The following is a 13114-nucleotide window of genomic DNA, read 5'->3' as shown; positions in this document are numbered from 1 at the left end:
TTCATGACGCTTCGAGGCACTCTCATCGCAGCGTGGGCGGTGGCGCTGGTCTGTGGCCTGGTCGGCTGCGGCGGTTCGACCAGTAAGTCCCCGGCCGCACCGCTGATGATCGACGTGACCATCGCCAACGGGCAGGTCACCCCAACCAACGCCACGCTGCAGGCCAAGGTGCATCAGCAGATCACCCTGCACGTGACCAGCGACGCCACCGACGAGCTGCACGTGCATTCGACGCCGGATCACAAGTTCCAGGTCGCGGCCGCTCCCAACCAGACGTTCGGATTCGCCGTCGACGTTCCCGGCAACGTCGCGGTGGAGCTGCACCATCTGGACCGCACCATCGCAACGATCCAAGTCCAGTCGTGAGCTCCGCCGCCGCGGCGGTGGTGCTCGCGCACGGCCTCGGTGGGTCGGGTGACCTTCCGGTGCCCTACGCCTACGCGATGGTCGGGGCGGCATGGGCGCTGACCTTCACGTTCGCCCTGGTGGCCTTCGCCTGGCGGCGGCCGCGGTTCGATCCGCTCAAGCCCGGGCGGCCCCTGCCGACGGCGCTGACGACGTTCGTCGACTCCCGCGTCACGAGGTGGGTCGTTGCCGCGCTGGCCCTGGTGTTCGCGGCGTGGGCGGTGGCCGCCGGGGTGTGGGGCCCCGAATCGGAGTCCAACGCTCTGCTCGGCGCGTTCTACGTGCTGCTGTGGGTGGGGCTGGTGGCGCTGTCGCTGGCCATCGGGCCGGTGTGGCGGGTGCTGTCGCCGATGCGCACGGTGTATCTGTTGCTGCGTCGCGTCATCCCGGAGCGGCTGGGCCGGCCCCGGCTGTCCTACCCCGAGGGCTGGGGCTATCGGCCAGCCGCGTTCGGCCTGTTCGCCTTCGTCTGGATGGAGCTGGCCAGCCCGAACCCGGCGTCACTGCCGTGGGTCAGGACGTGGATAGCCGCCTACGCCGTGTTGATGCTGGTCGGCGCCTGGCTGTGCGGGCAGCGCTGGCTGGCCCGCGCCGACCCGTTCGGCGTGTACAGCATGGCCGTCTCGCGGCTCTCGCCGTTTCGGCGCAACCGGGAGACCGCAAAGATCGTCGTCGGAAACCCGCTCGACCATCTGCCGTCGCTGCCGGTGCGGCCGGGCGTCGTGGTGCTGCTGGCGGTGCTGCTCGGCTCGACGGCGTTCGACAGCTTCTCGTCGTCGCCGACGTGGCGCGGGTTCTCCGATCAGCTCACCCGCGACTTCGGCGCTCCCCCGACGTTGGCGTCGTCGGCACTGCGAACCGTGGGACTGATCGTCTTCGTTTGCGTTGTGGCAGTGACGTTTTCGCTCGCGGCACGCGCCACCGGCGGGGTTGCCGCGCAGCGGCGACGCGAATTGCCCGGCGAGATGGCGCATTCGCTGATCCCGATCGTGGTGGGCTACATCTTCGCGCACTACCTGTCCTATCTGGTGGAGCGTGGACAGCAGGCGGTGTTCGCGCTGGCCGACCCGTTCGGGCACGGGTGGAACCTGCTCGGCCTGGCGCATCTGCAGGTGGCCTACGTCTTGTCCATGCACCCGCCGGTGCTGGCCGCGATCAAGGTGACCTGTGTGGTCACCGGGCACATCGTCGCGGTGATCGCGGCCCACGACAAAGCCCTGCGACTGTTGCCGGCCGGCCATCAGCTCACCGGCCAGCTGACCATGATGCTGGTGATGGTCGGCTACACCTTCACCGGTTTGTATCTGCTCTTCGGGGGGTAGGCGTCGGGGCGTGCGCTTCCTAACGCCATCGCGAGACGCGGCGCCGTGGCGTCGAGGGTCGACCCGACACCCGGTCGGTTGATGCGCCCGACCGAGTCGATCCCCCCGGACGAACCGAACCCGGCCCGGAAGAAAAGGCGTCGCCCTCGAGCGCTGTCCTGGATCAGCATCCAGTCCAAGGTGATGCTGATGCTGCTGGTGTCCAGCCTGGCGTCGCTGGGAGTGATCGGGACCGTCGAGTACGTCGCGGCGCGCAATGCGCTGTTGCCCGCGGCTTCGGAGCGGACGACCCAGCTGCGTGAGGCGCAAAAGCGCGCGATCGAGACATTGTTCTCGGACCTATCGGATTCGCTGGTGGTCTACAGCCGGGGGACCACCGCGCTCGAGGCGGTGCAGGAGTTCACGGCCGGCTTCGACCAGCTGGCCAACGCGCCCGTCGACCCCGGGCAGCAGCGGGCCCTGGTGGATTTCTACAACGAGCGGTTGATCAAACCGCTGGAGCGCGACACCGGGAACAAGCTGGCCCTGGATGCCGTGTTGCCCAGCAACAACTCACAGCGCTATCTGCAGGCGCACTACACCGTTGCGGCGCAAGGGTCTTCGAATGGGTCCGCGCCCGACGACGCCGGCGACGGCAGCGCCTGGTCGGCCGCCAACGCCCGATTCAACGATTATTTCCGCGAGATCGCCACCCGCTTCGAGTACCGCGACGCGCTGCTGATCGACGCCCGCGGCAACGTGGTCTACACCGTGCGGAAAAGCGCCTCGCTGGGTACCAACGTCCTCACCGGTCCGTATCGCCAGTCGAATCTGCGGGGCGCCTACGAGAAGGCGATGGCCGCGAACTCGGTGAACTTCGTGTGGATCACCGACTTTCAGCCGTATCAGCCCCAGCTGGGTCAGCCCATTGCGTGGTTGGTCGCGCCGATCGGGCCGCCGGGCAGACCGGCCGGAGTGCTGGCGCTGCCGCTGCCGATCGCCAAGGTGAATCGGATCATGACCGCCGACAAGCAGTGGCGCGCCGCGGGCATGGGTCAGACCGCCGAGACGTATCTGGCGGGCCCGGACAACCTGATGCGCTCCGATTCGCGACTGTTTCTGGAAGACCCGCAGCGATACCGGCGTGAGGCGCTGGCCGCCGGCGCCCGCCGCGAGACCGTCGACACCGCGATGCGATGGGGCGGCACCACGCTGGTCCAGCCCGTCGCCACCTCGGCCGTGCGCGCCGCGCAACGCGGCGAGACCGGAACTGTGACGGACACCGGTTATCTGGGCCGGCGAGAGCTCGCGTCCTATGCCCCACTGTCGCTGCCGAATTCCGACCTGCACTGGTCGATCGTGGCGACCAGGGAGACCTCGGAGGCCAACGCCCGCGTGGCGTCGCTGACCCAGACACTGATATTGACCACGACGGCAATGGTTTTCGTCATCTGCATGGCCGCGCTGCTGGTCGCCCAGATTTTTGTGCGGCCCATTCGCAGGCTGCAGGCCGGGGCCCGAGAGATCAGCGCCGGCAACTACGACGTCGCGATCCCGGTCACCTCGCGCGATGAGATCGGTGAGCTGATGGCCGCTTTCAACGACATGAGCCGCAACCTGCAGATCAAAGAGGAACTGCTGACCGAACAGCGCAAGGAGAACGACCGGTTGCTCGCTTCGCTGATGCCCGAGCCGATGGCGCGGCGTTACCGCGACGGCGAACAAACCATCTCCCAGGAGCACCAGGACGTCACCGTCATCTTCGCCGACATCTTCGGCCTCGACGACATCTCCGGCAAGCTCTCCGGGCGCGAACTGGTCGGCATGGTCGACGAGTTGATCCGCGAACTCGACTCGGCGGCGGAGTCCCTTGGCATCGAGCCCATCCGCACACTGCACAACGGCTACCTGGCCAGCTGCGGCCTGAACTTTCCCCGGCTGGACAGCGTCCAGCGCACCGTCGAATTCGCCGTGGAGATGCAAGACATCATCACGCGCTTCAACAGCAAGACCGGCTACCACCTTTCCTTGCGCGCCGGTATCAACACCGGCAATGTGATCAGCGGACTGGTCGGGCGGACCAGCATCGTCTACGACATGTGGGGCGCAGCCGTCAACCTGGCTCATCAAACACGCGGCAGCACAACACAATCGGGCATCTATGTCACCGCGAAGGTCTACGAGGTGATGCACGACATCCGCCGATTCACTCCGGCGGGCACCATCACCGTCGGCGGCGTCGAGCAGCAGATCTGGAAGCTCTCGGAAGGGCAGGGACAGTGAAAACCTTTGACTCGTCATCGCTTTACTGGGCCGCCGGGGTGGTATTCGGCCTGCCGCTATCGCTGATCGCCCTCACCGAATGGCACCAGAGCCTCGTCCGCAAGAGGAGTCCGCTGGCGCGGCCGGTCCTGCTGTTGCGCAGCTACCTCATCCCGCTGGGCGCCCTGCTGGTGCTGCTCGTGAACGTGGCAAGGATGCCGGCCCAGTTCACGTCGGTCCGGGTGCTGGCGACGGTATTCGGTTTCGTGGTGCTGGTGCTGCTGCTGTCCGGGCTCAACGCAACGGTTTTCGAGGGTGCACCGCAGGGTTCCTGGCGCCAGCGGATCCCGGGCATCTTCCTGGACGTGACCCGGTTCGTGCTGATCGGCGTCGGGCTGGCGGTCATCTTCTCCTACGTCTGGGGCGTGCGGGTGGGCGGCCTGTTCACCGCGCTGGGGGTGACCTCCGTGGTCATCGGCCTGATGCTGCAGAACTCCGTCGGCCAGATCGTGTCGGGCCTGTTCATGTTGTTCGAGCAGCCGTTCCGGATCGGCGACTGGCTGGACACCCCGTCGGCGCGGGGGCGGATCGTGGAGGCGAACTGGCGGTCCGTGCACATCGAATCCGGCCGCGGGCTGCAGATCACGCCGAACTCGGTGCTGGCCACCACCTCGTTCACCAATCTCAGCCGTCCGCCCGGCGGGCACCAATTGGGCATCACCACAACCTTTTCCGAGATCGATCCGCCGGACCGGGTGTGCGCGCTGTTGGAGCGGGTCGCCAACGCGTTGCCGCAGCGCAGGCCCGACGCGGTGGCGACGTCGGCGCCCACCGGGTCCGCCGAGTACCGGGTCACCGTCGGGCTGAAGTCACCCGCGGACGACGCCGCCGCGCAAGCGGCGTTTCTGCGCTGGCTGTGGTACGCGGCGCGGCGCGAGGGTTTGCACCTGGACGGCGCCGAGGACGACATCTCCACGACCGAGCGCATCGAGAAGGCGGTCCGGACGGTGGTGGCGCCGGCGTTGCGGCTCAGCCAACCGGATCAGCAGGCCTTGGTGTCGCACGCGAAGATCGTTCGGTACGGGGCAAACGAGATCGTCGAGCACGCCGGCCGCGTTCCGGCCAGGATGACGTTTCTGATCGAGGGTGGCGTGCGGTTGAGCGCGACGGCCACGGACGGATCGGTCGTCGCGGTCGGCGGACTGGAGGAGGGCTCGTTTCTGGGTGTGACCGCCCTGACCCGCCAGCCCAACCTCGCCGACGCGCAGGCCATCAACGAAGTGACCGCGCTGGAGATCGATCGCGATCACCTGGTCGAGCTCGTGACGGGCAAGCCGCTGCTGCTCCAAGATCTGGGCCGCACCATCGATGAGCGGCGCGCCAGGATTCAGGCGGCCACCGCGCCGGAGTTCGCGACGTCCGGCGCCTAATCCGATGGTGGCGATCGCCACTAACGGATCGGGTACTCGGTCTTCTTGTTGCCGTCCCAGCGGCGCAAACCCGCGAAGCTGCCGTCGATCTGGGCGGGCCGGCCCGCGATGCGCAGCGCCCGCCCGAGTTGAGCGCCGCCGACGCGCCGGGCCATCGTGACGTGCGCGGTCCACTGACCGGGCAGGCTGTTGGGCATGGGGCCGGGCGACAAATGCGGACCACACAGCCGGTGCACCTGGGCATGCAGGTCCAACAGCTCGCCGGTCGGCACCACCAGCCGCGCGAAAACCGCACTGGCGCGGCCGAATAACACCGGCGCACCAATGAGGCAGCGCAGCGGCAGCCGCTCGCTCACCGGGCTCAGCAGTTCGTCGACGTCGGCGGCGATGCCGTCGGCCACGGCCAGCGTCACGTGCGGCCGGCTGGCCGGTGCCTGACTGGGAATTCCGGCCGCGGCCAACGCTGCCCAGATGTTCCGGATCGCCGACTCGGTGTCGCGGTCGAAGACCAGCTCGATGGAGTGCACCATCAGCCCACCAGCGAGGTGACCCAGTCGCGGTCGAACGCCTGGACGCACAGAGCCGCGAACGCGGTGGAGTCCAGCGCCGCCGCACCTTCGGGCAGCACGGCGCGCACCGCGGCCAGCCGGGCCAGCGCGGGCCGGTTCGTCGTCTCCACCACCCCTGGCCGCCGGGGCCAGCTGCCGATGACCAGACCGGCGCACGAAAGATTCTGCGCGGCAATGGATTCCAGAGTCAGCGCAGTGTGGTTGAGGGTGCCCAGCGACGGGCCGACCACCACCAGCACCGCCGCGCCCAGCGCGACGGCGAGATCGCGTGCGGTGACACCGTTTTCGCCGAGTTCGACCAGCAGTCCCCCGGCGCCCTCCACCAGGGTCAGCCGCCCCGGGCGGTCCAGCTCCCCGATGAGCGCCAGCAGCTGCTCGCGGGTGGGCAGCGGCATCCCGGCCGCCTCGGCGGCGGCCACCGGCGCCAGCGGCTGTGGATAGCGGCCGCACCCGGCCAGCTCGGTCACCCCGGACAGCCGGGCCACCTCGGCGAGGTCGTCGTCTCCGGCGTCGATGCCGGTCTGGACCGGTTTACAGACCGCGACGTCGAGGCCGGCTTGACGGGCGTGGCAGGCCAGCGCCGCGGTGGCGACCGTTTTGCCGACCCCGGTGTCGGTGCCCGTGACGACCAGAACCGTCACCGGCGCGCCTCAACCCAGCTTGGCGAGCACATCGGTCAGCACCCGGCGCGCGACCTCCAGCTCGGCGTCGTCCAGCGACGCACGTGCGGTCAGCCGCAGCCGCGACGTCCCGGCGGGCACGGTCGGGGGCCGGAAGCATCCCACCCGCACGCCCGCGTCCAGGCAGGCGGTCGCGGCCGCCACCGCCACGTCCGGATCGCCCAGGATCACCGACACCACAGCCGAGCGCGGCGTCTCGGGCACCCCGCAGACCTCGGCCAGGAAGGCGGCGTGGCGCAGCACCGCGTCCGCCCGCCACGGCTCGGACCGGAGCACGCCCAGCGCGGCCCGCGCGGCGCCCACCGCCGCCGGGGCCAGGCCGGTGTCGAAGATGAATGTGCGCGCCGCGTCGATCAGGTGCGCCCGCACCGACGCCGGCCCGAGCACCGCGCCGCCTTGGCTGCCCAGCGCCTTGGACAGGGTGGTGGTCATGACCACGTCGGGCGCGCCGGCCAGCCCGGCCTCGTGCAGCAGGCCGCGGCCGCCGCCGCGCACGCCCAGGCCGTGCGCCTCGTCGACGATCAGCAGGGCGCGCTGCCGGCGGCACACCTCGTGCAGTTCCCGCAGCGGCGCCAGCGCGCCGTCGGTGGAGAACACCGACTCGGTGATGACGACCGCGCGCTCCTCGTCGCGGGCCCGCAGCGCCGCCTCCACGGCACCGACGTCGCGATGCGGCGTCACCGCCACCCGCGCCCGCGACAGCCGGCAGGCGTCCACCAGCGAGGCGTGCGAGTACTCGTCGGACACCAGCAGCGAACCCCGGCCCGACAGGCCGACGACCGCGCCCAGGTTGGCCGCGTAGCCGGAGGAGAACAGCAATCCGGATTCCGCGCCGACGTACTCGGCCAGCTCGGCCTCGAACTGCTGGTGCAGCTCGGTGTCACCGGTGACCAGCCGGGACCCGGTCGCCCCGGCGCCCCACATGCGCAGCGCGGCGACCCCGCCGTCGATCACGTCCGGGTGTTGGGAGAGCCCGAGGTAGTCGTTGGAGGCCAGGTCCAGCTCGGTGGCCACGGCGGGACGCGGCCGCAGTGAGCGGCGCAGCCCGGCCTCGCGGCGCTGCCGTTCCACCGCCTCGAGCCAGGCCAGCGGCGAAACCTCGATCGGTGCCTTCATCGGCGTTCAGCCTAGTGGCGACCGCCAGCGCGGCGAAGCCGGGCGCTGGGGTACTTCCCGCTCGCGTGGGACGGGTCGTCACTGCTGGCCGACGAGGCGCGCGACCTGCACCATCGCCGAGGTGATCTGGCCGATCTCGTCGGGCGTGCAGATGTAGGGCGGCATCGCATAGACCAGGTTGCGAAACGGCCGCAGCCAGACGCCGTTGTCCAGGGCCGCCGGGGTGGCGACGGCCAGGTCGACCGCGTGCTCGCATTCGATGACGCCGATGGCGCCGCACACCCGCACGTCGCGCACGCCGGGCAGCGCCCGGGCCGGCTCGAGCCCGGTCGCGAGGTCGGCGCCGATCTCGCCGACCCGCGCCCGCCAGTCCTGCCCGAGCAGCACCTCGACGCTGGCCACCGACACCGCGCAGGCCAGCGCGTTGGCCATGAACGTGGGGCCGTGCATCAGCGCTCCGGCCTCACCCCCGCTGATGGTGTGCGCGATCTCGGTCGTGCACAGCGTCGCGGCCAGGGTCAGATATCCCCCGGTCAGCGCCTTACCGACGCACATGATGTCCGGGCCCACACCGGCGTGGTCGGCGGCGAAGAGCTCTCCGGTGCGCCCGAAGCCGGTGGCTATCTCGTCGAAGATCAGCAGCACGTCGTGCCGCCGGCAGATGTCGCGCAGGTCGCGCAGGTATTGCGGGTCGTGAAAGCGCATGCCGCCGGCGCCCTGCACGACGGGCTCGACGACGACGGCCGCCAGCTCGGCGGCGTGCTGGGCCAGTTGTTCCTCGAACGCCGCGCTGTAACCGGGGTCGTAGTCGCGGGGCACCTGCGGGGCGAACACCTGCCGGGCCAGGATGTCGGTCCACAGCGAGTGCATGCCGCCGTCGGGGTCGCAGACGCTCATCGGCGTGAAGGTGTCGCCGTGGTAACCGCCGCGCCAGGTCATCAGCCGGTACTTGCCGGGCCGGCCGCGGCTGCGCCAGTACTGCAGGGCCATCTTCACCGCCACCTCCACCGACACCGATCCGGAGTCGCTGAAGAACACCGTCTCGAGCCCCGCCGGGGTGATGTCGACCAGCAGCTGGGCCAGTCGCGCCGCCGGTTCGTGGGTCAACCCGCCGAACATGACGTGGTTAATCGCGCCGAGCTGGGCCGTCAGCGCCGCGTCCAGCACCGGATGGCCGTGCCCGTGGATCGCTGTCCACCAGGAGCTCATCGCGTCGAGGGCCTCGAGCGGCTTGCCGTCGCGGATCAGGGTGAGCCAGGCGCCGCGGGCGCCGACGGCCACCACGGGGGCGACGGATTCGGCGCCGATGGTGCTGTAGGGATGCCACAGGTGCGCGGCGTCGATCGCGCTGATCTGCTCGGGCGTCAGCCCGGCCTTCGCCGCGGGCATAGTGATCGAGCGTAAAGCAGCCGATTCGCGCAAAACTCCGACGTCGGGAAGCATGGGACATCATGGCTACGCCGCAGCAGCCCGACAGCGCAGCGCCGGGATCCGAGGCCGGGCCCGCGCCGGGGCCCGGCTGGTCCAGGGAGACGCACTACCCGCTGGTGGACTACGACGACGAGGCTCCCCGGGTGATCCGGGTGCGGCTGGCGCCGTGGGACGTCGTCTGCACCGTCGTGTTGCTGATCCTGCTCGCGGTGCTGGCCACGGCGACGACCTGGCCGACACGGCTTTTCGGTTTCCTGGCGAACGTCTGCGAGGACGAAACCTGCGGGCCGGTGCCCTACGGGCTGGATTTGTACATCCACCCGGTGGTGTGGGGCGGTATCGGAGCAGCCATGACCGCGGCGGTCATCGGGCCGGTCGTGTCGATCCTGAAGGGCTGGTACATGTCCTTCTGGCCGGTTCTGGCGCTGGCGCTGGTCATGGTCAGCTCGGTGGCCGGGTCGCTGCTGACCATGTTCAGCGAACGCTACTGGCTCTGATCGCTCCGCCGCGGGCGCCGGACGGACGTGCGATTTCGCGGCCGAGTGAGACCGAAATCACAACTGGGCATACGAGATTCGGCGCGCCAGTCACCGTCCGGTCACGGTACGACAAATAATCCCGCGTGGACCTGGCGGCCAACAACATCTGTTGTCAAAGTGGCTTGTGTGACTGATGTGAATACAGCCTGACCGCTGATTCACTTCGCATGTGCCATGGACGGCGTCCGGCCCCAGCGTGGGGGCCTCGCTTAGTCCATGAACCGGGGGCGGACGCGCGAGGTCACCGCGCCGAGGCCATTGAGCGCCTGAGAGGCCAAGAACAATGAAACGCATCTACGCCTTCGCGATCGGTTTAGCCCTGCTGGGGGCGCCGATGGTGGTCCCCACCATCGCGACCGCCGACCCGGGCGCCAGGTCGATGGACTATCAGCAGGCCACCGACGTGGTGATCGCCCGCGGTCTGTCGCAGCGCGGTGTGCCGTTCTCCTGGGCCGGTGGCGGCATCAACGGCCCAACCCGCGGCACCGGTACCGGCATCAACACCGTCGGTTTCGACGCCTCCGGGCTGATGCAGTATGCCTACGCCGGCGCCGGCATCAAGCTGCCGCGGTCGTCGGGCGCGATCTACCGCGCCGGCCAGAAGATCGTCCCGCAGCAGGCCCGCAAGGGTGATCTGATCTTCTACGGCCCCGAGGGCACTCAGAGCGTCGCGATGTACCTGGGCAACAACCAGATGCTCGAGGTCGGCGACGTCGTGCAGGTCTCACCGGTGCGCACCAACGGCATGACGCCCTACATGGTCCGGGTTCTCGGGGCCGCCGCGCCGGCGCAGCAGGCACCGCTGCAGCAGACGCCGCAGCAACTGCCTACCCAGCAGGCCCCGCTGCAGCAGACGCCGCAACAGCAGACCCCGCTGCAGCAGGCGCCGCAACAGCAGACGCCGCAGCAACTGCCCACCCAGCAGGCACCGCTGCAGCAGGTTCCGACGCAGCAGGCACCGCTGCAGCAGTCGCCGTTCCTGCAAGCGCCCGTCCAGCAGCTGCCGACCCAGCAGTCGCCGTTGCAGCCGACCGGCGCCGGCATCGGCAGGTAATTTCCCGGTCGATTTTCGGCCGTCCGACGCCCGCCACTTGCTCCCCCGCCGCCCGGCGCGGAAGCTCAGCGACCCGCCTGAGCAGCCTCCCCGCCGCGAGCTGTCGGGAGCGGGGGGCGGGTTTTCGGTAAATTAACTGTCGATCATGCAGACCCTGTCACCCTCTCCCACACCGGACGCCACCGCCGATCCGGGGGCCACGGGGGTGCGCAATGCGGGGTCGCAGGGGTTCTATCGCTACGACCTCGACGGCCTGCGCGGCATCGCGATTGCGCTGGTCGCCGTCTTCCACATCTGGTTCGGACGCGTCTCCGGCGGCGTGGACGTGTTCCTGGCGCTGTCCGGATTCTTCTTCGGCGGCAAGGTCATTCGCGCTGCGCTGAACCCGGCCGTGACGCTGTCGCCCGCAGCCGAGGTGGTCCGGCTCATCCGTCGCCTGGTTCCCGCTCTCGTTGTGGTGCTGGCCGGTTGCGCGGTGCTGACCATCCTGGTTCAACCGGAGACCCGCTGGGAGACATTCGCCGACCAAAGCCTTGCCAGCCTCGGCTACTACCAGAACTGGGAGCTGGCCAACACCGCCTCGGACTACCTGCGGGCGGGCGAAGCCGTCAGTCCGTTGCAGCACATCTGGTCGATGTCGGTGCAGGGCCAGTTCTACGTCAGCTTCCTGCTGTTGATCGCCGGCCTGGCCTACCTGTTCGGGCGCACGCGCCGCGCCCGGCTGCGGATCTCGTTCCTGGTCGTGCTGACCGCGTTGACGGTCGCCTCGTTCGTCTACGCGATCGTCGCGCACCAGCAGGACCAGGCGGCCGCCTATTACAACACCTTCGCGCGGGGCTGGGAGTTGTTGCTGGGCGCGCTGGTCGGCGCGCTGGTGACCCGGGTCCGCTGGCCGATGTGGGTGCGGACGGTGGTGGCCACGGTCGCGCTCGGCGCGGTGCTGTCCTGCGGGGCGCTGATCGACGGCGTGCAGGAGTTCCCCGGCCCGTGGGCGCTGGTGCCGGTGGGCGCCGCCATGCTGCTGATCCTCGTCGGGGCCAACCTGCAGAGCGGCCGGTTGCCGTTGCCCAACCGGATCCTGGCGACGCGCCCGCTGGTGGAGCTGGGCGCCATGGCATACGCGCTGTACCTCTGGCACTGGCCGCTGCTGATCTTCTGGCTGTCCTACAGCGGCCACAAGCCCGCCAACTTCGTCGAAGGCGTGGTGCTGCTGCTGGTGTCCGGCGTGCTGGCCTATCTGACCAACCGGCTCGTCGAGGACCCGCTGCGCTACCGCGCCTCGTCGAAGCCGGCGAGGGCGCCGGCGCCGATCAGGCAGTGGCCGACGCGCCTGGCCCGGCCGACGATGGCGCTCGGATCGGCCATCGTGCTGCTGGGCGTGACGCTGACCGCGACGTCATTCACCTGGCGTCAGCACGTCACGGTCTTGCGGTCGGCCGGCAAGGAGCTCAGCGTCCTCAACCCGCAGGACTATCCCGGCGCGCGTGCGCTGACCGAACGCGTGCGGGTGCCCGCGCTGCCGATGCGGCCCACGGTCTTGGAGGTCAAACAGGACCTGCCCGCCACCACCCGGGACGGCTGCATCAGCGACTTCGTCAACCCCGCGGTGGTCACCTGCACCTACGGCGATCTGGCCGCCGAGCGGACCATCGCGCTGGCGGGTGGGTCACACGCCGAGCACTGGCTACCCGCGCTGGACATCCTGGGCAAGATGCACCGCTTCAAGGTCGTGACGTATCTGAAGATGGGCTGCCCGCTGTCGACCGAGCAGGTTCCGCTGATCATGGGCAACAACGCCCCCTACCCGCAGTGCCGCGAGTGGGTGCAACGCACGATGACCAAATTGGTCACCGACCGGCCCGACTACGTCTTCACCACCACCACCCGGCCATGGAACATCAAGAGCGGCGATGTGATGCCAGCCACCTATATCGGAATCTGGCAGACGTTGTCCGACAACAACATTCCCGTTCTCGGCATGCGAGACACCCCGTGGCTGGTGAAGAACGGACAGCCGTTCGACCCGGCGGACTGCCTGGCCAAGCGGGGCGGCACCGCGCAGTCATGCGCGATCAAGCGTTCCGACCTGCTCTCGGACCGCAACCAGACGCTCGACTTCGTCGAACAGTTCCCGCAGCTCAAGGTGCTCGACATGTCGGACGCGATCTGCCGCACCGACGTGTGCCGTCCGGTCGAGGGAAACATCCTGATCTACCACGGCGCCCACCACCTGACCCCCACCTACGTGCGGACGATGACACCCGAATTGGGCCGCCAGATCGCCGAGGCCACCGGCTGGTGGTGACCCGCCTTACTCCTGGCCGCTT

General features: G+C 69.4%; 11 protein-coding genes. 7 read left to right on the top strand and 4 right to left on the bottom strand.

The features are described from left to right. Positions 1-3: 3 nt before the first annotated feature. From ACZYVJ_RS00260 to ACZYVJ_RS00245, 4 genes are all read left to right on the top strand, one after another. Positions 4-366 (top strand): hypothetical protein, encoded by a 363-nt coding sequence (locus ACZYVJ_RS00260; RefSeq protein ID WP_463829169.1) that lies wholly within the window; start codon positions 4-6, stop codon positions 364-366. Continuing rightward, entirely contained in the window at positions 363-1727 is a 1365-nt protein-coding gene (locus ACZYVJ_RS00255; RefSeq protein WP_463829168.1) for a hypothetical protein, read from the top strand. The genes ACZYVJ_RS00260 and ACZYVJ_RS00255 overlap by 4 nt, the downstream gene beginning before the upstream one ends. 81 nt (positions 1728-1808) lie before the next feature. Further along, complete coding sequence (locus tag ACZYVJ_RS00250; protein WP_463829167.1) at positions 1809-3989, top strand: adenylate/guanylate cyclase domain-containing protein; 2181 nt, start codon at positions 1809-1811, stop codon at positions 3987-3989. Next, on the top strand, positions 3986-5398 hold the full coding sequence (locus ACZYVJ_RS00245) for a mechanosensitive ion channel domain-containing protein (protein ID WP_463829166.1): 1413 nt from the start codon (positions 3986-3988) through the stop codon (positions 5396-5398). Before ACZYVJ_RS00250 ends, ACZYVJ_RS00245 begins: the two co-directional genes overlap by 4 nt. A gap of 20 nt (positions 5399-5418) precedes the next feature. Here the strand turns inward: ACZYVJ_RS00245 and ACZYVJ_RS00240 are convergent, their stop codons facing one another. From ACZYVJ_RS00240 to ACZYVJ_RS00225, 4 genes are all read right to left on the bottom strand, one after another. Further along, entirely contained in the window at positions 5419-5928 is a 510-nt protein-coding gene (locus tag ACZYVJ_RS00240) for a 2'-5' RNA ligase family protein (protein ID WP_463829165.1), read from the bottom strand. Beyond that, the gene (gene bioD, locus ACZYVJ_RS00235) at positions 5928-6608 is read right to left on the bottom strand and encodes a dethiobiotin synthase (RefSeq protein WP_463829164.1); all 681 of its coding nucleotides are present in this window, start codon (positions 6606-6608) and stop codon (positions 5928-5930) included. The genes ACZYVJ_RS00240 and bioD overlap by 1 nt, the downstream gene beginning before the upstream one ends. A 9-nt stretch (positions 6609-6617) precedes the next feature. Further along, entirely contained in the window at positions 6618-7763 is a 1146-nt protein-coding gene (locus ACZYVJ_RS00230; protein ID WP_463829163.1) for an 8-amino-7-oxononanoate synthase, read from the bottom strand. Positions 7764-7841: 78 nt separating this feature from the next. After that, complete coding sequence (locus tag ACZYVJ_RS00225) at positions 7842-9152, bottom strand: adenosylmethionine--8-amino-7-oxononanoate transaminase (RefSeq protein WP_463829162.1); 1311 nt, start codon at positions 9150-9152, stop codon at positions 7842-7844. Positions 9153-9214: 62 nt separating this feature from the next. Between ACZYVJ_RS00225 and ACZYVJ_RS00220 the strand changes: the two genes are divergently transcribed. The 3 genes from ACZYVJ_RS00220 to ACZYVJ_RS00210 all read left to right on the top strand — a co-directional run bounded on the left by ACZYVJ_RS00220 (position 9215) and on the right by ACZYVJ_RS00210 (position 13092). After that, positions 9215-9691, top strand: coding sequence for a hypothetical protein (locus ACZYVJ_RS00220; RefSeq protein WP_463829161.1), 477 nt, complete (start codon positions 9215-9217; stop codon positions 9689-9691). A gap of 325 nt (positions 9692-10016) precedes the next feature. Next, positions 10017-10787, top strand: coding sequence for an NlpC/P60 family peptidoglycan-binding protein RipD (gene ripD / locus ACZYVJ_RS00215; RefSeq protein WP_463829160.1), 771 nt, complete (start codon positions 10017-10019; stop codon positions 10785-10787). 145 nt (positions 10788-10932) lie between these two features. Further along, positions 10933-13092: an acyltransferase family protein gene (locus tag ACZYVJ_RS00210; protein WP_463829159.1), complete on the top strand. Its 2160-nt coding sequence runs from the start codon at positions 10933-10935 to the stop codon at positions 13090-13092. Positions 13093-13114: the final 22 nt, after the last annotated feature.

This window comes from Mycobacterium sp. IDUB_3, from assembly GCF_055419585.1.
Note: the sequence above shows the minus strand (reverse complement) of the source record. Positions and strands in the feature narration are given on the sequence as shown.